Source organism: Oceanispirochaeta crateris (assembly GCF_008329965.1).
Classification (GTDB): Bacteria; Spirochaetota; Spirochaetia; order DSM-2461; family DSM-2461; genus Oceanispirochaeta; species Oceanispirochaeta crateris.
Genome location: NZ_CP036150.1, coordinates 1110447 through 1134876, shown reverse-complemented (window position 1 = coordinate 1134876; position 24430 = coordinate 1110447). Strand labels below are relative to the sequence as shown.

Genomic DNA, 24430 nt, shown 5'->3' with positions numbered 1-24430 from the left:
TAATCAACGATGATCACTCTTCCTATGATTGTTTATTATCAAAAGGGTATGACATAACTACTACAAATCGTTTAAGACTGGATAATCATGTCATGGATAGCAAAGAGTTCTCTCTTTTGTTACAAAATAAGTCACCCTTGTGTACAACAGAGGTGCCTCTTTTTTTGAAAAACTATATGTCTTCTAGAGAATTCGGTTTATTGGAAGACATATACTGGTTACCCTTTGTTGTCAATGATCATTTGTATTCTGTTATTATGATTACTCAATGGGCTAGTTTTGTACCCGATGATTGGGAGGACTCCTTTCAAATAATCAGTTCAAGATATTCTTCAAAAATATTTAATAGTCGTAAAGTTCTCTTGGAAAATCCGGTTCATAGCCAGAGAAAACCATTAAAAGATGATATTGCAATGATTCTTGCTGCTTATGAAGGACGAGATATAGCGATTATTAAGATCAATCTCCAGCCTCTCATGAATCTTTTATCTCAAACTGATGATGGTTTATCCCATATCCATATAAAAAAGGAAATTCTGTCGGTTTTTAGAACAATGGCAGGATCTCAACAGAAAATATTAGAGCTGGATAATAATCAAATACTGTTATTCCTCGATAAGCTTCGCATTTCCGACAAAGAATTATTTCTTCATCAGTTGGCTGCTTCACTACCCCTCATATTTCAGGATTTAAAATCAACTCCCAAACTTGATTTCGTTGAATATAAAAATCCTTCCAACGCCGAGGGACGATCTGAATTGTTGAGAGAAATTTTGTAAAATGCATCTGGAGATGAGTCAATCAGGAACTCCTACGGCCAGAATCAATAATAAATATCTTCATTCTAAATATGATCCTTTAAAAGAAGCGCGTCTTTTTGTTAATAATTTTATTCAAGATAAAAGCTATAGTAAAAACAAATTGATCATCGTGCTGGAACCGGGATTAGGTTATCTTTTGAATGAATTGAGTCTGATTCATCCCCAAAACTTAATTTTTTCTGTTTTCTTTCATTCAAACACATATCAATACTGCAGCGAAAAAGGAGTTCTGGATAACATATTTTCCTATGCTCCCAACATGAATGATTCCCTCACAACAGTACTGGATAAAACTCTGACCAGACTAAATATGAGAGATATAATTTTCTTGGAATGGCCAGCATCAAAGTATTTATTCCCAGATGAATGCAAGCATATTCGCTATAAAATATTAGAGCACCTGAGAATACTTCAAGGAAATGAAATAACTAAAAGGCAATTTTCCAAACTCTGGATTTGTAATGGCATCCGAAATTATCTTAGACATGACTATTCGACCTGTATTGCATCACCTCTTGACAGAGCTGTGATCCTGGCAGCATCGGGGCCTTCATTGGAAAATCATATCGACCGTATTCAGGAATTGCAAAAAGACTATTTCATTGTCGCTCTTCCCTCATCATTATCAATTTTGAAGGAATATGATATCATTCCAGATATACTGTTTACGACTGACCCTGGGTTTTATGCGCGTGAACACTTAAAATATCTGGATCCTTCTACTTTGTGTATCGCTCCTGTAACAGCTTCCTTTAGGGATAATCAAAATCATTTGGCTGGGATAAACCAAGGAAGTTATATTGAGTCTCTCCTTTTTAAAAACAACGAGTTACCCTTCCTCGCAGAGATGGGAACTGTGGCAGCCACTGCTTTGACATTTTTGAAAGAAATCTGTACTCATCCTATTTATATTGCGGGATTAGATTTTTGTATAAAGGATATTAAAATGCATGCAGAACCCCATTCTTTTAAATCTATTATCCTAAAAAATGAAAATAGATTTTTCCCTGGAGTCTCATCCTATTTTAATAGAGCCAATGACATGGCTTATAAAATTGAAAACCATTTTCGATATTCAAAGAGTATGGATACATATTCAGCCTGGTTCAGAAATCAGAAATTTCCGGATAACTTTTTAAGGTTATCACCAATACAGGTCAATTTACCTTTTAAAACTAAAAATACGATACCTTCAATTTCAATGAAAGGCACAAAACAAATTGTTCTTAAGAGATCTATCCATTATCCCAATTTACGAGAGAGAATTCGAAAAATCAGTGAATTAAGAAGTTCTTTAAATCATGAACTTCATCAATTTGAAAAGTCTTCAGTCCCTACACAATTCTTGAATCAGACTAGTAGTGAGCTGTTTCCAGAGTTCTCAATATCAGATAATCCTGAAGAGATCATTTCTAGGATGAAATTATTTCTTCACAAGATCGGTCAGCTCATATGAAGAACGATTTCCTTGATAAAAATCTACTGTGTCTCTCTCAGACTTCTCCAGAAGCGGCTCATCTGATTAGCCGAAGCAATGATTCCCCACATGTCCATTTTATAACGGCAAGGGATGGCAGTCTTGTTCCAGTATTAAGCAATTCCGGGAGTGATAAACCCTTGCATTCCCGGTTTAATCCTATTAAGGAAGGAAGGAGATTTTCATCTTCTCAAAATACTGCAGGAACAATTTTGGCCTATGGATTAGGAGGAGCATATCACTTATTACCACTCCTTGAAAATCAGAATTTAGTGAGTCTTTTAATCATTGATACAGAACCTGAAATCATAAGAGCAATACTAAGAGAAATGGATTTAAGCTCTCTTTTTCTTGATAAAAGAGTCTCCATATGGATATCCCGGAATGCGGAGGACTTTAAGCCTTTTCTTTTGTCCAGGTATATTCCAGTTCTTTCAGGTGATCTTCAAAGTATCAGTTTGCGTCCTAGAGTGGACAATACATCAGATTTTTTCCATAGAGTGGCAGATGTTGTCAAAGAATCTATTTCTACCATAACAGATGATTATACGGTCCAAACCCATTTTGGTAAAAAATGGTTTGTCAATACTCTAACGAATCTGAAAGCCTCCGAAGAGACGACCTTGACTCTGAATCCCGTTAAAAAAGTTCAAATTACAGCCGCTGGTCCAAGCCTTGAAAAACAGATTGACCATCTTTTACAGTATAGAAATGAATCCACACTCATAGCCACAGACACCTCTCTTCCTGTTTTACTAAGCCATGGTATAAAACCGGATATGGTCATTTCTATTGATTGCCAACATATCAGCTATCATCATTTTATGCAGGGTTACCCCGAAGATATCCCACTGATCCTTGATTTGGCATCTCCCCCTTTTTTAACTCGAATAGCGAAAAAATACTTTTTTTTTACGAGTGATCATCCCTTTTCAAATTATGTGAGCAGAAATTTCAGGAGCTTTCCCAGAATCGATACATCCGGTGGAAATGTTACTCATGCAGCTTTGAGTCTTGCCGAGTCACTGGGAGCAAAACAAATTAGTCTGTTTGGGACTGATTTTTCATATCCTTATGGGAAGCCCTATTCCAGGGGAAGCTATATTTTCCCTTATTTTCAAAAACAGAGTTCAAGAATGGATGGAATAGAAAGTCAATTTCTAAGTTTTGTTCTCCATAATCAATCCTTGGACCGGGAAAAATTTCCCGGAGGCTTTCGATACATATCCAAACCTATGATTCATTACAAAACTTGTCTTGAAAATAAAGCGAACTCCATGAACGCTTTCATCGAAAATATCAGGGGTGACGGAGTGCATCTTGATTTCATTCAGAATCAGAAGGGAACATCCGGAGACTTTCGCATGATGAGCGCGGGAATACCATTTCAGAGTCGTTCAGATTTTTTACACTCCTTTGCCAGAGAAATTCATGATTTTCCTGTGATTGATACTTCATTGATAGAATTCCTAAGTTCCCTCACCCATAATCAAAAAGGTACTTTAATGTCTATTTTACCTGCAGCGGCTCATTTCAGAAAGAATTGCTCTACAGGAGAAGAAGCCTTAAACCTTGCCAGAAAATGGACTTTGGAACTTCTGAAAAGAAAGGTATTTTATGAATAGGCAACAGTTCCATAGCCAACAAATTCATTTGAATCATCTGGAATTAGGTCATAGCTATAACGCTGTTCAATAATCTCTCCTCCCTCTATACCGGCAGACTGGGCAAAACCGCATGCCCCCAGGGCAGCTCCAGCAGAACAGGCTGTATGATGACTTTCAACTATTTCCAGGGATAAATCTGTATTCATCACACAAAGAGAATCAAGGAATTGTTGATCGTAGGATTTGACAATTCTTCGAGACTGCAGATCATCGCCAAACTCTGTGTATCCAAAGCGATTTCCATAGTGTGAAAGGTCTGTAGAACCTAAGAAAAAAGCAGATATGTTGTGATTTCTACAGTAGTTTTGACAGGCGACTCCCCATTGAACGGCACTTGTCTCGGGAGTTAGCCTTACGGGTAAGATTTTAATATGGGGAAAGATATATTTTATGAGAGGTAGATAGATTTCTACTGTATTATCAGAATCATAATCTGAGGTAAAATCGGAACATAAAGCATTCGAGGCCTCTTTATCAAGTTTTAGAGACCCAAAGGGTGTCTCAAAATTAGCAAAATTTAAAATTCTATTCTTCAATCCTCGATTTAAATGGCCACCAGCAATGATAAGTAATTGCGTCTCTTTCGGAATGGAACTGACAAGCTGAAAGGCCTGTTTCCCTGAAAAAAACCAGCCGGCATGAGGACCAATACCAGAGACAATCTTTTTATTTAAAGGCTGTATATTTCTTTTCCAATTGTCTATCTGTAATTCAGCATGATGCGGATTATGTGGATACCAGCCCTCAGGAAGCATCATTTTCCTAATGTCCATAAAAAATCCTTTAAAAATAATGCACAAAACATTATTTCTGCGTATAATGTTTACTATGAAAAAGGCAATTACAACTGTACATACAATTATAGTAATTCTGGGATTATTAGCAACAGCAGCATGGTCTGCGACCTATCTATATAATCAGCGCCAGTTTAATTCAGAAAAGAACAACCAGCGTATTCCTTCATTGGTTAAGGAGGTTACGAATTCCTTAAGTTCCAGTGAAACTCTTTATAATAAAGATTTTGGTGATGAAATTAAAAGAATATTTTCTGAGAATGAAGATATCACAGCTTTAACTATTTATTCCTATGATACCGGGATCGAATATTTCTATAGCAGGAATGGTCAGGTCAGTATCATCAATAGTGCCAATGGTATAAGTCAAAACCCTGAGTACAAGGGTCTTTCTTTCTCTAACAGTATTGGTTCTATACCATTGTCTATCAAAGACAAACCTGGAACGAATGCGGATTTTATTTTTACAGTCCTTCCAAGGACATCCATTTTTTACGTCCTAAAAATTTCTCTATTGGCTGTAATTATTCTTTTTGTCATTACTCTCATTCTTATTGTGGCCTTCAGTCTTTCCAAGAGTAAGAATGAGGATGAGGATGAGGATGAGGATGAGGATATTCCAGAATGGGAAAAAAATGATTCACAGAGTGATCCCTCTTCCTTAGATTCTATGCATTCCAATGATGGATTTGATGATTACGATTCCGAAAGCCAAACTCAATCTGAAGGATCTGATGATTTCGCCAGTTCTTCTGATTTTTCATTGGATGATGATTTAGGTTTAGACTCTATGGAAGATGATAAAAATCTCAATGACTTGAGTATTGATTCTGCAGATAGTTTTGATGATCTGGATTTTGGTGATGTTGATGAATTTGATTCTGATGATCTGAACCTTGAAGATACTATTCCTGATATTCCTGATTCTGAAGACCTCGTGGGAATGGATCATGAGGAGTTACCATCCAGTGATTCTATGGATGACTTGGATAATGATTTTGATCTCCCTGAAGAGGAAGATCTTTTTGATGATATGTCCTCCGATGATTTTGATCTCAACCAGGAGGAGATTCCCCCTGTATCTACAAGTTCTACTCCCTCCCTATACAATCCAGAAACTGGTTTAGGTTGGGAATCTTTCATGGAAGAGAGGCTTGGGCTAGAGCTAGAAAGATCTGCATCATTTGATCAGGATCTAGTACTTCTTATGATTAGGAGTCAGTCTGCTGATAAGGAAGATATGGATAAAATCAGCTCCATTATCAAGGATGTTTACAGCTATCAGGACCTTATCTTTGAAGCAGGGCATGACAGCCTGGCATTGATTGAACCAAATAAAGATCTGGATGAGGCAATTCTTGGTATACAATCTCTCTTTAAGCGTTTTGAAACAGAAATGGACATCAGCGGTATCAAGTGTGGATTATCATCCCGAAATGGAAGATTGATCACAGGAAAACGCCTGATTAAGGAAGCCGATTCCTCTCTGAACAAGGCTGATGATGAAAATCCTATTGTGGGTTTTAGGTCCGATCCGGAAAAGTTTAGAGACTTCTTGAGTCATAGCTCATAAAAATATAAAGGCTGTGTTTCCTTAAGGGTCACACAGCCTTTTTTATTCCTCATAGGGAATTTCTAGTTTCATTCTATCACGGCATAAAAATGTGTCTGGAAAAACTTCCCGCGCTTCTTTTAAAAGATTTCTAAGCTCACGTTCTGTATATCTTGGACTGTAATGGATGAGCCCCATTTTTTTTATATTCCCAGCTTTTTCTGCTATTGTTGCAGCCTGATGGGATGTGAGATGCTTTTTTTCTCGGGCAGAAGCCGAGAGTGAAAGATCAAACATTCCTTCACATATGAAAAGATCTGAACCTTCTACTTCTTTAGGCAAGGAAGGGACAAAGGCTGTATCGGTTACAAAACTAAATTTTCGTCCCTTCCTCATTTGTCCCATGACCTGAGTGGAATCAACGGTTCTTCCGTCTTCGAGTTGTACAGACTGGCCATTTTGTAGTTGTGACCAAAGGGGACCGCAGGGAACGCCCGCCTCTTTTGCCTTATCAGGAAAAAATACACCAGGACGGTCTTTTTCTTCTAGAACATATCCAACACAAACCTTGGAATGATTCAAAGGAACTGATCTGATGATCAGGTCATCAGTTTCATACACTATCCCAGGCTTTTCTGGTTCTTCAATTTCTTTGATGATAATTTCATAATTAACATACATGTCGAGTACTTGACGACTTGTCTCAACGTATTCTCTGATTTTTGGAGGTCCAATGATTGTCAACGGTTCTGTTCTTTCGACCTGGGAAGACAACATAAGGATTCCAGGCAGTCCAGTGATATGATCAGCATGAGTGTGAGAGATAAAAATAGTTGTTATTTTTTTCCATCTGAGGTTTAATTTCCGAAGTGAAACCTGAGTTCCTTCACCGCAATCAAAAAGGAACAAATCCCCTTCTCTTCTTAAAAGAACTGATGTTAAATTTCTACCTGGAAGGGGCATCATGCCTCCTGTCCCTAAAACAAATACTTCCATAATGAACAGAAAATACCAAAAATATCACATTAAGGGAAGTTCTTAAAAAGAAAGAACTTAAAATCTTGCCTATAACTGGATCAATAAAGTAATATTAAAATGAGGAAGTTCACATGCTTGATTATTTATACTATGCAAATTTTCTTGTTACTCTAGGAGCAGTCATTATCATACTGCTTTCTAATAAAGAGAGTGAATCGACCATTGCCTGGTTGCTTATCATCATGGTTCTGCCTGTATGGGGTCTCCTTTTCTACATACTCTTCGGGATAGATGTTAAAAAGTATAAAGTCATACAACAGAGGCCTGAAGAGTTGTTCGCCGAAAAGCTGCGTCCCCTACTTCAGTCACAAAAAGAATTAATCCGAGACAGTGAAATTGGAGATAGTGAATCCCTTTCTGATGTTTTAAAAAGTATGAATCTCCTTTTGAATGCCAATCAGGCCGCATTAACCATCGATAACAGTGTTAATCTTTTCTATACAGGAGAAGAGTTATTTAAGAATTTGATAAACGAGTTAGAACATGCCAAAGAATCCATTCATATGGAGTACTTTATTTGGAAGTCCGACGAATTAGGCAAAAAAATTAAGGATATTTTAGTCAGGAAAGCACAGGAAGGTGTCTCAGTTAAACTCATTTTTGATGGTTTGGGCTCTTTTGGCAGGATTTCTTTTCAATATAAGAAAGATCTTAGAAATGCCGGTGTGGAGTTCAGCTATTTTAAGGATTTAAACCGTTTTATAGCCCGTCTGAAGATCAACTACAGCAATCACAAGAAGATAGTCATTATAGACAGTCGGATCGCTTATACAGGCGGTATGAACATTGGGAGCGAGTATATAGATGGAGGGAAAAGATTTGATTCCTGGAGAGATACTCATATTAGGCTTCAGGGGAACAGTGTTAGAATATTACAGACCATTTTTTTAACAGACTGGTTTAACTGCGGTCATGAAATGCTGGTTCATGATGATTTCTTTCCAGAACAGCAGGAAAAGAAAAAAGGGATACCCCTTCAAATAGCAGTCAGCGGACCCGATTCCCAATGGAATTCAATAGAACTTTTAATCTTTAATATAATTACGAATGCTAATCATGAAGTATACATTCAAAGTCCCTACTTTATTCCAGATCTTGCAATTATGCGCGCTTTGGAATCTGCTGCATTGAGTGGCATTAAAATTAAATTGATGATGGCCGGTATTCCAGACAAGAAGATTGCCTGGTGGACTGCCTATACGTACTTTGAACCCTTGCTAAGAGCAGGAGTCCGGATTCTTCACTACAAGGGTGGATTCCTACATTCCAAAGTTGTCATTATGGATAATATTGTCAGCACTATCGGGACTTGTAATATGGATATAAGAAGTTTTCGATTGAATTATGAAGTCAATGCCGTATTTTACGATCAAAAAATCAATATGGAATTAAAGGATCACTTTATGGAAGATGAAAAAAAATGCCGGGAGATAACATTGGACGAAATGCAGACCATGAAAATCTCCCGGAAGTTGAGGAACTCAGTGTGTAGACTGTTTTCCCCACTCATGTAAAATCAACTAAGTTCCTTGGAAATAGCTATGGCAGCAATTGTTCCATCAGAAACTGCCGTTGTGATCTGTCTGAATTTTTTGGTTCGAATGTCTCCTGCAGCGTACACATCGGGAATGTTTGTCAGCATATCTTCATCGGTGACCAGGTATCCAAACTGATCTTTTTCAAGGGATTCAGGGAATCCAGTTAAATTGGGAATAAAACCAACAAATACAAAAATACCATTTGTATTGAGTGTTTTTCGTTCTTTTGTTTTTAAGTCTTCAACCACAACCGACATATCCATAGAACCATTCTTTATAAACTCTCGTGGTTCATGTTCAAAGAGAATGTTAATACTTTTGTTCTTAAAAACTTCTTCCTGAGCCTGTTTATTCGCCTGGAGTTCTGCGAACTGATGAATAATAGTGATAGATTTTGCAAACTTAGCAATAAAAAGTGATTCTTCAATGGCACTATTACCACCGCCGATGACGATGACATCTTTCCCATCGAAGTATTTAGCATCACAGGTTGCACAATAGGAAATGCCGTTCCCACCGTATTCTTTTTCCCCAGGTACACCAAGGGGTCTTGGAGAAGAACCTGTGGCAATGATAATTTTTTTAGCCTTGATAGTTTCAACACCATCTATCAGTATTTCTTTCTTAGTCAAGTCAATGGATGTTACATCAACGGCAGATCTAAAATCGACACCAGCGCCTTTGGTCTGCTCACTCATAAAATGAGCCAGCATAAAGCCCTGCTGAGGGTCTATAAAACCGGGATAATTAGAGACCTGATGAGTTGTTGACATATATCCACCTGTTAAGGCTATATCTATAATGACCGTTTTTAAATGGGCCTGTCCCAGATATGTAGACGCTGTAAGACCGGCAGGACCACCACCTAAAACAGCAACATCATATTCAGATGTAAAAGATTTTATGCTCTTATGTATGGCGTCTGCTCTAGATGATCCCACCATTTTATCAAGTGTTTTCACTATGGAAGATCTCTTAATTCCTCCGGATTGACGATCGGCAATTTCCTTGCCATCTTCAAAATATAATAATGTTGGTGAACTTGAGACTCCCAGCTTTTCGCTCAACTCTCGATTTCCCTGCCTAAATATCTTTACAAATTTCAGATCATCCCCATACAATTCACTCAATGCTGTAAATTTTGAAGCTAAGGCTTCACAGGGGGGACATTCGGTAGAGTAAAAATCGACAACAACTTTTCCACCTTCAAGTACGTCCGATTTCCATGCGTCTGCATTCAGTTCAACAATTTTTCCTGCCATTTTAAGCAACTCCTATTTATCAAAATATGATGAAAAACCCAAGGACATGAGTTCTTTCACTGGACGGCAATCTGGTGATAAAACACTGCCTGTCCTGTTTTTCGCTACCGCCGCACAACCGCCACCACAGGCTAATTGTACAGAGCAGTCTTTACATTCTTCAATTGAGCAGATATCTCGATCCTGCCACTGTTCAATTACTTGATCATTTAATTTAATTTCCGGATAAAACTCACCCAGTTCTTCTCCATCTTTGCCGACAGTAGCCGTACAGGAATATATTCTGCCGGTGTAATCGAAAGCCCATTCCGTTTTGGCACCAGGACAGGAATCAAACAAAGTATCCGGCAATTCTCCTTGTTCATATAGAAATCTGGAGAGTGAAAATGCTGGTCTGTGGAATTCTAAAACTTCAGGATGTTCCTGCAGCATTTTATATATGTGCTCATACATACTGATCCTGCTGAATAAAAATTCATGCTCTTTCTGGCAGGAATGGAGTTCATAATTTCTTCCTAATTGAGTCTTAAATAGACTCGATGCGGTCCAGCCTTTTCGGATGGCATGATCTGCCAATTGAGGAAGACTATCTATATTTTGTTTATCCAGGACAACTCTTAGGTTTACGGGGATATCATTTTCAAGACAAAGAGAGACCGCATTAGATACTTTATCAAAGGTTTCTCCACCACTTTTTAGTGGTCTTCTTATATCATGCATATCCTTGGGGCCATCAATTGTCAATTGAATTTCACGTAACTTGGATTTTTTTAATCTGGGAAGATAAGACTCTAGTGAAAAACCATTTGTCACAATGGCAAGAGACAAATTTCTCTCATCGGCCTTATCCAGAAAATATTCTATAGTTTTTCTATGGGAATCAGATGGAAGAAGAGGTTCTCCTCCAAAAAGAGTCAGGTAAAATGATTTTCCTAAAAACTTTTGGTCCAAATATGTAAAAAATGCATCAATAATATCCTTCTGATTCTGAGGTCTGGAGTCTTGAACATACTCTTCTTGGTAGCAATAAGTACACTTGAAATTGCATGAATAGTCAGGAACATAAAAAACTTGGATTTCTGCTTTTTCCTGATTGTCAGAGAACTCCAAATAGGCATTTTTGAACAATGAATTTTCAGTTTCTTCATCCATGAAGTACCCTTTTTCTATGAAGGGTGTTGGGTCTTCAAGGGTGTTATTTTGAAATTGAACTGCCATTTCGGATTCAAGTAGATCTGCTTCGCCACTGAGTGTATTTAGAATATACCAAGAATCAGAGTCTTGTAGTTTTGCTGTAATTGTATGCTTAGATTTTCTTAATTTCATTATGATTCCTTTTAAAACCGGGCCATACGGCCCGGAACGACATCAGTCGTGGCATCCTGCCACAACAGGGGAAATTTTTGCACAACACTGGGCTGTTTTTATTGAATTTCCCGTTTTTTTGCGGATAAGAGATTTCATAAACTCTGCCTCCTATTACTTATTTAACAGCAACATTTCCCGGCTTTAAAACCAGTCAATGTGAAACTGACCACACTAATCTTCCCTTTTTCATAGGGCTTGCTTTCTTCCAGGATATTCACCTGTGTAAATCCTGCATCTTCAAGTAGCTGAAGATAAACATCTTTTGTAACGGCTCCAGCCCAGCATTCAGAAACAGCCACAGGATCCTTGGCATATTCTTCAGGTACCGTTTCAGACGAATAAATATCACTGATTGTGAACCTTCCTCCGGTTTTGATGACTCGATAGATTTCAGACCATGCACGAGCCTTGTTATCCAAATGGTTGAGCACACAATTCGATATAACTAAATCAACTGTTCCACATTTAAGAGGCAATGTTTCAAGATCAGAATGTATAAATTCGACATTTGAAATATTCAGTTTTTCAGCTGTTTTTCTTGCTTTTTTAATCATGCCATCAGAAAGGTCTATTCCATAAACAAACCCTGTGGGACCAACTTGATCCGCCATCCTCAGAACATCATTTCCTCTTCCACTACCCAGGTCCAGACATACCTCACCTTCCTGTGCACCAGCAAATTGAATGGCTTTTCCGCAGGATAAACAGCAATCACTGTCTGCTAATTCTGTGTATCTAATATTAATGGCATCTATATTTTTCATAAGATAATTCCTTACTCAATGTTCATTATAGGGACTTCTAAAGATTCCGTCAATATTCAATATATTATATATAGAACTTATCAATAAAGGGCCAATTAAGTCAATTCTTTTTTGGAATATAATGGATTTTATTCTTCTCATGACTTATTAATAGTTAATTATGTATAAGATTGTATTCTCTATTCTAATAATAGCTATTCAATTTTCTTGCACGAGCTTAAATTTTGATTCATTTAAAGAAAATCAAGAGAGTTCTGATTCCTCTTTGTATCATCAAGAAGCACAATCCTCAGAAATTTCCATTGAACGTTCTATTGGTGAAACCGAGATGATATTGAATCGGCTGGATGATTTATTTGCCAATCAAAGCAGAAACATTGATGATCGGGAATGGCTTATGGCCTTTATCAATTTCAGTGCAGACCGAGATCAGTTCTTAGTACAGATGATCTATGAAAATTTAAAGTACAGAAACTGGAGTCCCGAAGAACAATCTGCTTATATAAGCCACTTTATTTCTATTGATGAAAATGGTCATGATCAGGGTCTGCTCATAGATTCTAGAAAGAAAGTATGGAAAGAACTCAGCTATTTACTGGAACATAGTGTGCTCTTACAGGATACTCCCTGGATGGTAAGAGACTTCTATGATGAGCAAACGGAGTTTAACTACTGGTATCTGATTTACACGGCTGCCATGTATGATCCACAATGGATGGATCCTCAAATATTGCCATTCATGCTGGAACTTATTCCTGAAGATAGAATTACAGCCGTAACCTATTTATGGATAAAGAGTCCCCAGAGTCTCTGTTCAATGGAAAGTGAAATAAATCGAACGGGATTTCCCTGGAATAAAATACTGTATTTGATGGAGATGAATACTTTTCTAAAGAATAAATTAGCGGACTTAAGTAAGCCTGAATACGATTTTTGGTTAGATAATCCAGGCTGTATTTTTTAAACTGGAATCTCAAAATCTGAGATTCCAGTTCTATTAGATTCCTAAGTATGCTTTTTTAACACCCTCATTGGAGAGGAGTTTATCCGCATCATCGCTTAAGCTGATTCGTCCAGTTTCTAGGACATACCCTCTATGAGCTATCTTCAATGCCATATTAGCATTCTGTTCAACCAGAAAAATTGTTGTATTATTTTCTTTGTTGATCTTTTTTATGATATCAAAAATCTGCTGTACGATCAGCGGTGCTAGTCCTAAGGATGGTTCATCCAGTAAGAGTAAGCGAGGTCTTGCCATAAGTGCTCTGGATATGGCAAGCATCTGCTGTTCTCCACCACTTAATGTACCACCCTGCTGATTCTTTCTTTCTTCCAGACGGGGAAAGAGTTCATAGATATAATCGATGTCTTTTTTAATTTCTTCAGTGTCATTTCTGAGAAAAGCACCCATATCAAGGTTTTCTTTTACCGATAAAAGGGGGAAGATTCGACGTCCTTCAGGAACCTGTGAAATTCCCAAGGATACAATCTTATCTGGGGTGAGTGAAGAAATATCTTCTCCTTCAAATTCAATAGAACCGGACTTGATGGGTACAATACCACAGAGAGACATGAGTGTTGTAGACTTTCCTGCTCCATTGGCACCAATGAGAGTTATGATTTCACCTTCTGCAACATCTATAGAAATATCCTTTAAAGCCTGAATATTACCATAGAAAGTGCTGATATTCTTTATTTTAAGCATCGATATCCTCTCCCAGATAGGCTTTTATAACATCCTTATTATTTTTAATCTCTAAAGGTGAGCCTTCGGCAATCATTTTTCCATAATCCACAACATAGATCCTTTCAGAAAGGGTCATGACGAGACTCATGTCATGTTCAATCAGAAGAATGGATATATCTTCTTCTTTTCTGAGTTTCTGAATCAGGAAGACAAGCTCATTCGTTTCCTGTGGATTCATACCAGCTGCTGGCTCATCCAGGAGTAACAGAAAAGGATTTGTTGCCATCGCTCGTGCTATTTCAAGTCTTCTTTGGGCACCATAGGGAAGATTGCTGGCAACTTCGTTGACAAACATTTCCAAGCCGATTTTTTTTAAAATCTCATAGCTGTCTTCAATGACTTTTTGTTCTTCTATTCGATTCTTTTTCGTTCTTAGAACCGAACTTAGAATGCCGGATTTAAGAGATTGATGTCTTCCAATCATGACATTCTCAAGGACTGTCATATTACTGAACAGTCTTATATTCTGAAATGTTCTGGCCAGACCTTTTTCATTAATAATATTCGGTTTCAATCCATTGAGAACAGACTGATTTCCATCGGGAGTGGTAATCTTGATTTCTCCATGCGTGGGGACATAAACACCGGTCACGCAGTTGAAAAATGTGGTTTTACCTGCACCATTTGGTCCGATAAGAGCAACAATCTCACCTTTATTGATTTTGAGAGTGACATTATCAACGGCATGGAGTCCTCCAAATACCATAGACAGGTCATTGACTTCTAATATGGGGGCTTCACTCATGCCTCACCCTCCTGTGTTTCTTTCGAATCAGTGGAAAATTTATAGGATCTTCTGATTTTGGGAATAATACCACCGGGTCTGAATATCATCATCATAACCAGAGCTATACCAAAGATAAGCATTCGATACTGAGAGAACGCTCTCAGATATTCCGGTGTAAGTATGAAAATAAGAGCCCCAACAATAACTCCCGGTATGGAACCCATTCCTCCAATAACAACAACACATAGAATGACAATTGATTCCCATGTGGTAAAACTTGCAGGATTAATAAAGGTTGTTTTAGCAGCAAAAAGAACACCCATAATACCAGCCCATACTGCTCCCATAGAAAATGCAGTTAATTTGGCTTTTGTAATATCAATACCCATGGATTGACAGGCAATTTCATCTTCCCTCATGGCTTCCCAAGCCCGGCCCATTTTAGAACTTTCCATTCTTCTGATAAGAACTATGGTTAATATTGTCAATCCAATGGCAATAAAATATGTAAAATTGGTAACCTGAGCTAATCTTAGCTTTTGACCGAAAAAATCCGGTCTCGGAATGTTGGCTATACCACTGGGTCCAAAAGAAAAGTCATTCCAGTTTTCAAGTATCAATCGTACGATTTCACCGAAAGCCAGAGTAACAATGGCCAAATAGTCTCCTCTGAGACGAAGGATAGGAAATCCCAGAAGAATACCAAAGACGGCACTGAGAAAGGCTCCTAAGGGAAGGCAGATCCAAAAACTTATGCCAAAATGATAAAATAACAATCCATAAGTATAGGCACCAACCGCATAAAATGCAGCATAACCAAGGTGAAGCAAACCACCAAAACCTACAACTATATTCAGACCAAGTCCCAGAACAACATACATAAGAGCTGTTGTCATAATACTGGTTTGGTACATAGACATTATAAAGGGATAAATAATAACAATTAAAAGCAAAGCTACTATTGCTGAAGTTTTTACCCTTTTGTTTTTCATATATTTGCTGATCTTTTCATTAAAGGGATTCTTTGTTGAATCAGATCCTTTTGCATCTCTTCTTTCCAAAAGGTATTTCCATAAAATGGACAGGAAAAAAGTACCTACTCCTACATACAGGAGGTTCATCCAGCGCCAGATGACAGTATCAGTTATGGTGTTCACCTTCATGACCAACAGAGGGAAGGTCAGAAACATAAACCATAAAGAAGTCAAAAAGGCTCTTTTTAATTCTTTTATACTAAACATTATTGTGTCTCTCTTTTAGGGAATCAGACTTTTTCATTTTCTTTCCGTCCAAGCAGTCCGGAAGGTTTGAAAATCAGAATAAGTACCAGGATGATAAAGGCAAAAGCATCTTCATAATCACTGGATATGTAGCCAGTACCGAAACTCTCGGTCAGACCAAGAACAAAACTACCCAAAACGGCACCGGGAATACTTCCTATTCCACCCAGAACTGCGGCAACAAACGCTTTAATACCGGCAATAAATCCGATGTAGAAGTTTATCTGTCCAGTATGTGAACTGATAAGGACACCCCCCAAAGCCGCAGTTGCAGAACCGATTAAAAAAGTGACCATAATTACTTTGTCTACATTGATTCCAACAAGTTGAGCCATATCTTTGTCTTGTGATGTGGCTCTCATGGCTTTCCCCATTTTTGTAAATTTAATGAGAATCGTCAGCAACACCATAACCACGGTTGTCGATACGAGAATTAAAAACTGAGAAGTGCTGATAAGGTGCTCGACTGGTGCAAGAAATTTTAAACTAGGTAGCAAGTTCGGAAATGGTAGAAAATCAGAAGTTTGCGCTAGCAGAACATAATTCTGCAAAAAGATAGACACACCAATGGCACTGATAAGAGCAGAGAGCCGAGGTGCATTTCTCAAAGGCCGGTACGCTATTTTTTCAATTGTGATACCATAGGCAGCAGAATAAATGATTGCGGCCAATGAGGCGATCACAAAAATTAAGACAGGATTCAAACCGGTTAATGCAAGGGCTCCACCGATGATGAGAGCGGTAAAGGCACCTATCATATAAATCTCACCATGGGCGAAATTTATGAGTTTGATGATACCATAGACCATAGTGTATCCCAGAGCAATTAATGCATAGATACTACCTCTGGTCAGTCCACCTAACAGAAGGGAAAAAAAATACTCGAGGTTCATGAATTTTTACAGCTCCTATATTTGAAGTACCTCATCACAAACCGAAAGCAGATACCAATGGTATCTGCTCTGGTTTATGATGAGGCTATATCAGAAAATCTTACTTCAATTCTACGTAAGAACCGTTCTGAACCTGGTATATAGCAAAACCTACACCAATCGCATCACCATTCTGGTCAAAACTGATCTTTCCAAGAGGAGTGTCTACATACTCACTTTTAAGAGCAGCATCGATAGCTGCATAGTCTGTTGACCCAGCTTTTTCAATAGCATTTATTACTGCAAGTGTCGCAGCATAGGCATTCAGAAAGAATGCACCGGGCTCTTCACCATATTTTGCAATGTGATCTTCAGTAGCTTTGATAGCCAGTGGATTGGATGTTGTATCAACAGGTCCTGTGGCATAGGCACCTTCTGAATATTCACCGGCGACTTTAATGAAAGTGTCGTCTTTTACTCCATCATCAGACAAGAAAGGAATATCAAGATTCTTCTTTTTCATCTGGCTAATCAGCTTGGACGCTTCAGGATGGTATCCACCAAAAATCAGAGCCTCAGCTCCTGAGTTGGCAACTTTGTTGATGATGGCAGAATAATCTACAGCACCAACCTGGATTCCTTCAAACATAACAACTTCAACACCGGATTCGTTTTCCAGAAGAGCGTTACAGAACTCTGCAAAACCTTTTCCATAGTCACCTTTGTCATGAAGAACAGCAATTTTCTTCAGTCCCAGTGTATTGACTGCAAAGTCGACTTCTACGTCAGCCTGAGCGTCATCAGGAGCTATAGTTCTGAAAAAATTGGGGTAATCTCCGCTTTTTGTTAAAGGGGGATTTGTTGCAGAAGGAGAAACTGTAATAATATTCTCATCTTTATAGATACCCAGAGCTGATTTTGTTGCACCACTGCAAATGTGTCCAATAACAGCTACAACATTTTCACCAATCAGCTTGGCAGCTGTGTTTGTGGCTACTTCAGGTTTACAAACATCATCTTCAATGACAAGTTCGATCTGTCTTCCCAGAACTCCACCGTTGGCATTATACATTTCAACAACAAGCTCTGCAGCTTTAACAGAAGGAAGACCATAGGATGCAAGGTCACCTGAATGAGCACCTGCAACACCAATTTTGATTGTACCTGTTTCTCCCTGACCATTGGCAAAAGCACCAAAAGTTACGAAAGAAATCAGCAGTAAGACTAATAGTTTTTTCATTTTTTCTCCTTATCCGGTTTTTAACCTGATTTTCTTTTAAGGTATGGTTATTTTTATAAGATTAAAAGACTGAATTGTCAATGTTGAGGATTTTGTGTTATCTATATTCGATAAAAAACATTTTATGTATATTAATTCATAGTTTTACATAAAATATCTGTCAGTAATTTTCATTTTTGATTGAAATATTTAGTTTTTTTACAAATTTTTAACATGCATTATATGGAAACCTAGTGTTTTTCAGTTAATATTAGCAAATAGTGTTTTATATATTGATTTTAATCCACTGTTTTATGTCTGAAATTGTCTTGAATTTGAGTATTAATTAAACAAAAAACGACAAAAGATACATAATTGTTGTTTTCGCAACGCTAAAAGTAGGGAACCAAGCTATAGAAAGAATGATTCTTTTCATTTTTATTGATTTTACAGAATCGAATTATATGATTTTAACGAAGCCCGGCTCAACAAATAGGAACCGGACCTGTTCCTTTGATATCAAAGAGGGGTGCCTCCAATATCGCGACGATAGACAGAGTTTTTGAACTTGATAAGAGAGAGGTCCTTGTAACATTGCTCTCTAGCCGAAGCCAGGTCCTGAGCGGTGGCAACCACATTTAAGACTCTTCCCCCTGATGTAATAAGAGTGTCTCCTTGTAGGGCTGCTCCGGCTATGTAGACATCACTTTCACAATTTTCAATTCCCTCAATGGGAAAACCTTTTTTATAGCTCTCAGGATATCCGCCAGAGGCCATTACGGCACAACAGCAATATCCCTTCTTCCATTTCAAAGTCACCCTATCCAAGGATGAATTCACAGTACTTTCAATTAAATCAAGAAGATCCGAGTCCATGAGAGATAAAACGGCTTGTGTTTCCGGATCTCCCATTCTCAAATTGTATTCCAAGAGGTAAACACCCTTATCTGTAATCATCAGTCCAAAAAATATGATACCGGAGAATTGTAGTCCCTCCATTTCTAGACCCTTGAGAGTCGGTATCATGATTTCAGTTTTGAAAATATCCATGACACACTCATTGACATGAGGATTGGGTGCGATAACTCCCATTCCTCCTGTATTGGGACCACTCTCCCCTTCTCCAATTTTTTTATGGTCCTTGGCACTTAAAAGGGGTAATATAGTTTTTCCATCATAAAAGGAGAGTATTGAAGCTTCTAATCCTTCCAGGTACTCCTCAATGACAATGCTATTTCCTGCATCTCCAAATTGCCGGACGGCCATGAGCTGGTTCAGAGCCTCTAAGGCATCGGGTTTCTCCTTGCATATAAGGACGCCTTTACCCGCTGCCAGGCCATCGGCTTTTAATACAATGGGATACTCACACTCTTCCAGATACTGGGCCGCCAGATCAAGGGAATTGAAATTCCTATAGTCCGCTGTTTTTATGCCATATTTCTTCATGAAATCTTTAGCTAAACATTTGCTACCCTCTAAAAGAGCGGCGTCTTTATGAGGTCCCAATACGGGAATCTTTTTTTCAATGAAAACATCGGCAATTCCCGCAACCAGCAGATCTTCTGATCCGGGAACAACAAGTGAAACACCTTCTTTCACGGCAAAATCGGCTAATTCATGAATACTGTGAAAGGGAACATTTTCACATTTATCGATCTTTGCTGTTCCACCGTTCCCTGGTGCACAATAGATTTTACTGACTCTGCTGTTTTGAAGGAGTTTACTAATGAGGGCATGTTCTCTACCCCCGCTTCCTGTTATTAAAATTTTCAACTGATTGTCCCTTTAGTGTTTGAAATGACGCATTCCTGTAAATATCATGGGAATACCCTTAGCATTACAGGCTTTGATTGAATCTTCGTCTCTGATAGAACCGCCGGGTTGAATGATGGCTCTGATTCCTTTTTCTGCACAAAGAGTGACAACATCATCAAAGGGAAAGAATGCATCAGAAGCCAGAACTGTACCATCTCCTGCACGTTCGATGGCCTGCTGTGCTGCCCAGATTCTATTTGTCTGCCCCGTTCCGATTCCGGTGGCTTTCCCCTCTTTTACGACAACGATGGCGTTGGATTTTACATGCTTTACAACTTTCTGGCCGAAGACTAAATCCTCTTTAAGTGAATCATCAGGTGTTGTATCGGTTACAACTTTATAATCATTGGAAAAACTGAGGTCTGCGTCCTGAATCAGAATACCGCCATCCACTTTCACAACATCCAGGGGATCAGAGGGTTTGGCCGTTGTTTGAATGATACGTAAATTCTTCTTTTTACGAAGTGTTTCAAGTGCGCCCTGGGTAAATGAAGGAGCAACCACAATCTCCAGAAATGTTTTTATCATCTCCTGTGCCGCTTCTTCTGTGACTTCACCATTAATAGCCACAATTCCCCCAAAAATAGAAACAGGATCACAATCATAGGCTCTTTTATATGCTTCTGCCGCATCCCGGCCAAGAGCGACCCCACAGGGAGTCGAATGTTTCAAACCACAACAGACCATCTGATCAAACTCATTGACGATTTTCCAGGCAACATCCATGTCCCGGATGTTATTAAAGGAAAGCTCTTTACCACCCAGCTGCTTAAAGTCGGCAAAGGCACCTCCACCCCAGGTGTTTGTATAAAATGCCGCTTTCTGATGAGGATTTTCCCCATAGCGAAGGTCCATATTTTTAGCATAGGATCCATTTAAAAATGCCGGCATTTCCTCTCTTCCCAGCAAAAATTGACTAATTGCACCGTCATAGGCAGATGTCAGGTTAAAGACTTTACCAGCTAATTCCTTTCTTGTTTCATAGCTGACATCGCCCTCGCTCTCCATTTCCTTCATGACTGTTTCATAATCTTCAGTATGACAAAGGACGGTCACATCCTGAAAGTTTTTAGAGGCAGAACGCAGCATTGTAGGTCCACCAATGTCTATGAATTCCACTTTCTCTTCAAAACTCTTATCTGTATCAACTTCATCAAAGAAGGGATAAAGGTTTACCACAACCATATCGATGGTTCCTATTCCTTCATTCTGGAGAGTCGTCATATGTTCTTCATTATCACGAATTGCCAGGATTCCCCCATGGATCACCGGGTTCAGAGTTTTTACCCTGCCATCGAGCATTTCCTTGGCACCAGTTATGGCAGAGACTTCCAGAGGAGACAAACCGTGTTCGCTTAAATACCGGAATGTGCCTCCCGTAGAGATAATTTCCCAACCCTTTGACTTGAGGAATGTAGCCAATTCCAAAATTCCATCTTTTTTATAAACACTAATAAGAGCTCTTTTCATTATTCCCTTCCCTGTTTTAGGTTTTTTTCTGATTTTTTGATAATACGGTCTACGGCATCGACGATAAGGATGTGTTCTTCTTCCAAAATCCTTTTTTGAAGTGATTCCGGGCTGTCAGATTTAAGAACAGGAACTTCCCGCTGCAAAATGACTTCTCCCGTATCAATCCCCGCATCCACAGAGTGGACCGAGCATCCACTCTTCTCACAACCACTTAAAATGACCGCCTGGTGAACCTTCATTCCATGCATACCCTTTCCACCAAAGTCTGGAAGTAAGGAGGGATGTATATTAATGATCCTGCCCGACCAGCGATTGATGAAGGAAGGACTGAGTATGGAGAGAAACCCTGCCAGGACAATCAAGTCTGTATCCTTTGGGATCTTTTCCAGGATCTTTTCCGATAGATTTGTTCCCCAGGTCTTCCTTTCTATGAGAAAGCTGTCAATATTTGAATTTCCTGCTCTCACCAGGGCATAAGCCGGCCTGTCTGCTATGACTGCGATAATTTCGGCCTGGAGTTTCTTTAATTTAACAGCATCCAGCAGGGATTGTAAATTGGATCCGCCACCAGAGACTAAAACGACTATCTTAAACATATTTTCTCATCTGCTGATGTGATTTCCCCAAGGACCGAGACTGATTCACCCAGAGTTTCCAGTGAGGACACAATCTCATCCTTTTGTTCAGGATGAACGATCAAGACAAACCCGACACCCATGTTAAAGGTACCCCACATTTCATCTTCCGGTACACCCTTTTCTTGAAGCCAATTGAATATGGGTGAAACAGGTACGGATGCTTTATTGACTTCGGCACACAGACCCTCTGGAATGGTCCGGGGAAGATTCTCGGGAAGTCCTCCGCCTGTAATATGAGCCAGTCCAGTGATCGCACCGGGGTAAGATTCAAGGATCTTAAGAACGTTTCTGACATAGACTCTCGTGGGTTTCAAAAGTTCTTTATATACGGGTTCTCCTTGAAAATCTTCATCCAGGTCAGTGACAAGAGATCGAATCAGGCTAAAACCATTACTGTGGACTCCGCTTGAGGTCAATCCAAGGATAATATCCCCTTCTTTGACCGCATTGCCATTTATGATTTTATCTCCTTCAACAGCTCCGACACAAAAACCGGCCATATCGTAGTCTCCATCTTTATAGAAACCGGGCATTTCTGCTGTTTCTCCTCCAACGAGAGCACAATCAGCCTCTTTACAGGCTTTTGCCATACCGCTGACAATCTGGCTTGATACATTGGAATCCAGTTTTCCACAGGCCAGATAATCCAGAAAGAAGAGAGGTTTGGCTCCCTGGCATAGGATGTCATTGGCACACATGGCAAAACAGTCCTGGCCAACTGTATTATAAATTCCTTTGGTAAAGGCAAGGACAAGTTTTGTACCGACGCCATCAGTGCCCGAAACCAGTACCGGATTTTTATAATCTTTTAAGGCATAAAGGGATGCAAAGCTTCCCAATCCGTTGAGAACATTCTCATTATGTGTATCCGATACCATTGATTTGATCTTATCGACGGCCTTATAACCTTCTTCTTTATCCACTCCAGAGTCTTTATATGTGTGCATTCATACCTGTCCTATTTGAATTGTTGATTTTACTTAATTATTGGGTGTTAGGGGGTAGGTCCCTGTAAGACATCCATTACAAAAATGCTTTTCCTTCGTACTCAAGGCCCTTGTCAGACCGTCCAGGCTGATATAACCCAGGCTGTCGGCACCAATTTCTTTGCAAATTTCCTCAACATCACGTCCTGTGGCGATGAGCTGTTCCGTATCGGGGGTATCGATCCCAAAATAACATGGATATTTAATGGGCGGTGAAACAATCCCCAGATGAACTTCTGAAGCACCGGCTTTTCTCATGAGAGCCACAAGATGACGGCTTGTAGTCCCCCTGACAATTGAATCATCAATGAGGATTACCCTTTTACCTTCTACGACAGATTTAACAACATTCAATTTCACCGACACGGCTTTTTCCCTTAATTCCTGGGAAGGTGAAATGAAGGTTCTTCCAATATACCTATTTTTAATGAATCCCATTTCAAAGGGGATTCCAGAGGCTTCAGAATAGCCAATAGCCGCAGAGATCCCCGAATCGGGGACGGCAACAACCATGTCGGCATCTATGGGATGTTCTTTAAAGTACTCGGCTCCACATCGTTTTCTGGCCTGCATGACATTGATATTGTCTATTTGACTGTCTGGTCTGGCAAAATAGATGTATTCAAATATACAAGTGGAAAGTTTTGATGAACTGTCATGCCCCAGTGAGGTCACTCCATTTTCATCGATTACGACAATTTCTCCCGGCTCAAGGTCCCGGATGAATTCCGCACCCACAGTATTCAAGGCACAAGACTCTGATGAGAGGATCCATGTGTTATCCAATTTTCCAAGGCAAAGAGGACGAATTCCGTAAGGATCTCTTACTCCAATCAGTTTATTGTCGATGAAAAGAACGATGGCATAAGACCCTTTGATGGCTCCTGCGGCCTCACGCACAGCCTTCTCTATACCTTTAACGGCCCCTCGGGCGATCATATTCAGGATCACCTCTGTGTCGCTTGTAGTTTGAAAAATGGCTCCGCCGTCTTCCATAAGAGACCTGATAATTTCTGAGTTCACCAGATTTCCATTATGAGCGACCGCAAGGGAACCCAGTTTACAATGTCCTTCCAGTGGTTGAGCATTTTCGAGATTACTATTACCTGTTGTTGAGTAACGTACATGTCCTATGGCGGCATTCCCACCATTTAATTCTTTCACAGACTCATCCCGGAATACCTCAGAGACGAGGCCCATGCCTTTTATGGTTGTCAGGGTCCCCTCTCTGTTTACCGTTATTCCTGCGCTCTCTTGGCCTCGGTGCTGCAATCCTAGAAGCCCCAGATATGTCATTTCTCCAGCAGGACACTCTGTGGATGAATAAACACCGAATACACCACACTCTTCATGAAGCTTGTCATCAACTGAAACATCATCGGATGGAATCAT

General features: G+C 39.3%; 21 protein-coding genes. 6 read left to right on the top strand and 15 right to left on the bottom strand.

The genetic code is table 11. From position 1 onward, the window contains the following. Positions 1-92: 92 nt before the first annotated feature. Genes EXM22_RS05155 through EXM22_RS05145 form a run of 3 tightly spaced genes read left to right on the top strand, consistent with a single transcriptional unit; the run spans position 93 to position 3923 of the window. Positions 93-779 carry a hypothetical protein gene (locus tag EXM22_RS05155; RefSeq protein WP_210411557.1) on the top strand — a complete coding sequence of 229 codons (687 nt, stop codon included), beginning with the start codon at positions 93-95 and terminating at the stop codon, positions 777-779. Between the two features lie 13 nt (positions 780-792). After that, the gene (locus EXM22_RS05150) at positions 793-2277 is read left to right on the top strand and encodes a 6-hydroxymethylpterin diphosphokinase MptE-like protein (RefSeq protein ID WP_168203354.1); all 1485 of its coding nucleotides are present in this window, start codon (positions 793-795) and stop codon (positions 2275-2277) included. Further along, a complete protein-coding gene (locus tag EXM22_RS05145) occupies positions 2274-3923 on the top strand; it encodes a motility associated factor glycosyltransferase family protein (protein ID WP_149485485.1) in 1650 nt (549 codons plus the stop codon). The genes EXM22_RS05150 and EXM22_RS05145 overlap by 4 nt, the downstream gene beginning before the upstream one ends. On the opposite strand, the gene amrB is transcribed toward EXM22_RS05145, so the two are convergent. Then, positions 3914-4738 (bottom strand): AmmeMemoRadiSam system protein B, encoded by an 825-nt coding sequence (gene amrB, locus EXM22_RS05140; protein ID WP_149485484.1) that lies wholly within the window; start codon positions 4736-4738, stop codon positions 3914-3916. The two genes, EXM22_RS05145 and amrB, sit on opposite strands and share 10 nt — an antisense overlap. Before the next feature lie 55 nt (positions 4739-4793). Here amrB and EXM22_RS05135 point away from each other — a divergent pair, with 55 nt between their 5' ends. After that, entirely contained in the window at positions 4794-6332 is a 1539-nt protein-coding gene (locus EXM22_RS05135; protein ID WP_149485483.1) for a nucleotidyl cyclase domain-containing protein, read from the top strand. A 42-nt stretch (positions 6333-6374) separates the two neighbouring features. Here the strand turns inward: EXM22_RS05135 and EXM22_RS05130 are convergent, their stop codons facing one another. Beyond that, on the bottom strand, positions 6375-7307 hold the full coding sequence (locus tag EXM22_RS05130; RefSeq protein WP_149485482.1) for a ribonuclease Z: 933 nt from the start codon (positions 7305-7307) through the stop codon (positions 6375-6377). 113 nt (positions 7308-7420) lie between these two features. Between EXM22_RS05130 and cls the strand changes: the two genes are divergently transcribed. Continuing rightward, positions 7421-8863 (top strand): cardiolipin synthase, encoded by a 1443-nt coding sequence (gene cls, locus EXM22_RS05125; protein WP_149485481.1) that lies wholly within the window; start codon positions 7421-7423, stop codon positions 8861-8863. A 2-nt stretch (positions 8864-8865) separates the two neighbouring features. Here cls and EXM22_RS05120 read toward each other — a convergent pair whose 3' ends face one another. From EXM22_RS05120 to EXM22_RS05110, 3 genes are all read right to left on the bottom strand, one after another. Beyond that, complete coding sequence (locus tag EXM22_RS05120; RefSeq protein ID WP_149485480.1) at positions 8866-10149, bottom strand: FAD-dependent oxidoreductase; 1284 nt, start codon at positions 10147-10149, stop codon at positions 8866-8868. Between the two features lie 12 nt (positions 10150-10161). Then, positions 10162-11475 carry a radical SAM/SPASM domain-containing protein gene (locus tag EXM22_RS05115; RefSeq protein WP_149485479.1) on the bottom strand — a complete coding sequence of 438 codons (1314 nt, stop codon included), beginning with the start codon at positions 11473-11475 and terminating at the stop codon, positions 10162-10164. Positions 11476-11636: 161 nt separating this feature from the next. Then, positions 11637-12281: a methyltransferase domain-containing protein gene (locus EXM22_RS05110; protein WP_149485478.1), complete on the bottom strand. Its 645-nt coding sequence runs from the start codon at positions 12279-12281 to the stop codon at positions 11637-11639. A gap of 265 nt (positions 12282-12546) precedes the next feature. On the opposite strand from EXM22_RS05110, the gene EXM22_RS05105 reads away from it, so the two are divergent. Continuing rightward, entirely contained in the window at positions 12547-13245 is a 699-nt protein-coding gene (locus EXM22_RS05105) for a hypothetical protein (RefSeq protein ID WP_149485477.1), read from the top strand. A gap of 33 nt (positions 13246-13278) precedes the next feature. Here the strand turns inward: EXM22_RS05105 and EXM22_RS05100 are convergent, their stop codons facing one another. From EXM22_RS05100 to purF, 10 genes are all read right to left on the bottom strand, one after another. Beyond that, a complete protein-coding gene (locus EXM22_RS05100) occupies positions 13279-13986 on the bottom strand; it encodes an ABC transporter ATP-binding protein (protein ID WP_149485476.1) in 708 nt (235 codons plus the stop codon). Further along, on the bottom strand, positions 13979-14773 hold the full coding sequence (locus tag EXM22_RS05095) for an ABC transporter ATP-binding protein (protein ID WP_149485475.1): 795 nt from the start codon (positions 14771-14773) through the stop codon (positions 13979-13981). The genes EXM22_RS05100 and EXM22_RS05095 overlap by 8 nt, the downstream gene beginning before the upstream one ends. Next, positions 14770-15996 (bottom strand): ABC transporter permease subunit, encoded by a 1227-nt coding sequence (locus tag EXM22_RS05090; RefSeq protein ID WP_149485474.1) that lies wholly within the window; start codon positions 15994-15996, stop codon positions 14770-14772. Before EXM22_RS05090 ends, EXM22_RS05095 begins: the two co-directional genes overlap by 4 nt. A gap of 23 nt (positions 15997-16019) precedes the next feature. Beyond that, positions 16020-16928 (bottom strand): branched-chain amino acid ABC transporter permease, encoded by a 909-nt coding sequence (locus EXM22_RS05085; RefSeq protein WP_149485473.1) that lies wholly within the window; start codon positions 16926-16928, stop codon positions 16020-16022. 100 nt (positions 16929-17028) lie between these two features. Then, the gene (locus tag EXM22_RS05080; protein ID WP_149485472.1) at positions 17029-18147 is read right to left on the bottom strand and encodes a branched-chain amino acid ABC transporter substrate-binding protein; all 1119 of its coding nucleotides are present in this window, start codon (positions 18145-18147) and stop codon (positions 17029-17031) included. A gap of 498 nt (positions 18148-18645) precedes the next feature. Continuing rightward, positions 18646-19899 (bottom strand): phosphoribosylamine--glycine ligase, encoded by a 1254-nt coding sequence (gene purD / locus EXM22_RS05075; protein WP_149485471.1) that lies wholly within the window; start codon positions 19897-19899, stop codon positions 18646-18648. A 12-nt stretch (positions 19900-19911) separates the two neighbouring features. Then, on the bottom strand, positions 19912-21411 hold the full coding sequence (gene purH / locus EXM22_RS05070) for a bifunctional phosphoribosylaminoimidazolecarboxamide formyltransferase/IMP cyclohydrolase (RefSeq protein WP_168203353.1): 1500 nt from the start codon (positions 21409-21411) through the stop codon (positions 19912-19914). Next, positions 21411-22010 carry a phosphoribosylglycinamide formyltransferase gene (gene purN, locus EXM22_RS05065; protein WP_149485469.1) on the bottom strand — a complete coding sequence of 200 codons (600 nt, stop codon included), beginning with the start codon at positions 22008-22010 and terminating at the stop codon, positions 21411-21413. Before purN ends, purH begins: the two co-directional genes overlap by 1 nt. Further along, a complete protein-coding gene (gene purM / locus EXM22_RS05060; RefSeq protein WP_149485468.1) occupies positions 21998-22999 on the bottom strand; it encodes a phosphoribosylformylglycinamidine cyclo-ligase in 1002 nt (333 codons plus the stop codon). Before purM ends, purN begins: the two co-directional genes overlap by 13 nt. A 33-nt stretch (positions 23000-23032) precedes the next feature. Beyond that, positions 23033-24430: an amidophosphoribosyltransferase gene (gene purF / locus EXM22_RS05055; protein WP_149485467.1), complete on the bottom strand. Its 1398-nt coding sequence runs from the start codon at positions 24428-24430 to the stop codon at positions 23033-23035.

What these genes read in the sequence shown, in the direction of transcription:
- EXM22_RS05155 (WP_210411557.1), top strand. Translation starts at nt 93, where the DNA reads ATGGATAGCAAAGAGTTCTCTCTTTTGTTACAAAATAAGTCACCCTTG.
- EXM22_RS05150 (WP_168203354.1), top strand. Translation starts at nt 793, where the DNA reads ATGAGTCAATCAGGAACTCCTACGGCCAGAATCAATAATAAATATCTT.
- EXM22_RS05145 (WP_149485485.1), top strand. Translation starts at nt 2,274, where the DNA reads ATGAAGAACGATTTCCTTGATAAAAATCTACTGTGTCTCTCTCAGACT.
- amrB (WP_149485484.1), bottom strand. Translation starts at nt 4,738, where the DNA reads ATGGACATTAGGAAAATGATGCTTCCTGAGGGCTGGTATCCACATAAT.
- EXM22_RS05135 (WP_149485483.1), top strand. Translation starts at nt 4,794, where the DNA reads ATGAAAAAGGCAATTACAACTGTACATACAATTATAGTAATTCTGGGA.
- EXM22_RS05130 (WP_149485482.1), bottom strand. Translation starts at nt 7,307, where the DNA reads ATGGAAGTATTTGTTTTAGGGACAGGAGGCATGATGCCCCTTCCAGGT.
- cls (WP_149485481.1), top strand. Translation starts at nt 7,421, where the DNA reads ATGCTTGATTATTTATACTATGCAAATTTTCTTGTTACTCTAGGAGCA.
- EXM22_RS05120 (WP_149485480.1), bottom strand. Translation starts at nt 10,149, where the DNA reads ATGGCAGGAAAAATTGTTGAACTGAATGCAGACGCATGGAAATCGGAC.
- EXM22_RS05115 (WP_149485479.1), bottom strand. Translation starts at nt 11,475, where the DNA reads ATGAAATTAAGAAAATCTAAGCATACAATTACAGCAAAACTACAAGAC.
- EXM22_RS05110 (WP_149485478.1), bottom strand. Translation starts at nt 12,281, where the DNA reads ATGAAAAATATAGATGCCATTAATATTAGATACACAGAATTAGCAGAC.
- EXM22_RS05100 (WP_149485476.1), bottom strand. Translation starts at nt 13,986, where the DNA reads ATGCTTAAAATAAAGAATATCAGCACTTTCTATGGTAATATTCAGGCT.
- EXM22_RS05095 (WP_149485475.1), bottom strand. Translation starts at nt 14,773, where the DNA reads ATGAGTGAAGCCCCCATATTAGAAGTCAATGACCTGTCTATGGTATTT.
- EXM22_RS05090 (WP_149485474.1), bottom strand. Translation starts at nt 15,996, where the DNA reads ATGTTTAGTATAAAAGAATTAAAAAGAGCCTTTTTGACTTCTTTATGG.
- EXM22_RS05085 (WP_149485473.1), bottom strand. Translation starts at nt 16,928, where the DNA reads ATGAACCTCGAGTATTTTTTTTCCCTTCTGTTAGGTGGACTGACCAGA.
- EXM22_RS05080 (WP_149485472.1), bottom strand. Translation starts at nt 18,147, where the DNA reads ATGAAAAAACTATTAGTCTTACTGCTGATTTCTTTCGTAACTTTTGGT.
- purH (WP_168203353.1), bottom strand. Translation starts at nt 21,411, where the DNA reads ATGAAAAGAGCTCTTATTAGTGTTTATAAAAAAGATGGAATTTTGGAA.
- purN (WP_149485469.1), bottom strand. Translation starts at nt 22,010, where the DNA reads ATGTTTAAGATAGTCGTTTTAGTCTCTGGTGGCGGATCCAATTTACAA.
- purM (WP_149485468.1), bottom strand. Translation starts at nt 22,999, where the DNA reads ATGCACACATATAAAGACTCTGGAGTGGATAAAGAAGAAGGTTATAAG.
- purF (WP_149485467.1), bottom strand. Translation starts at nt 24,430, where the DNA reads ATGATTCCATCCGATGATGTTTCAGTTGATGACAAGCTTCATGAAGAG.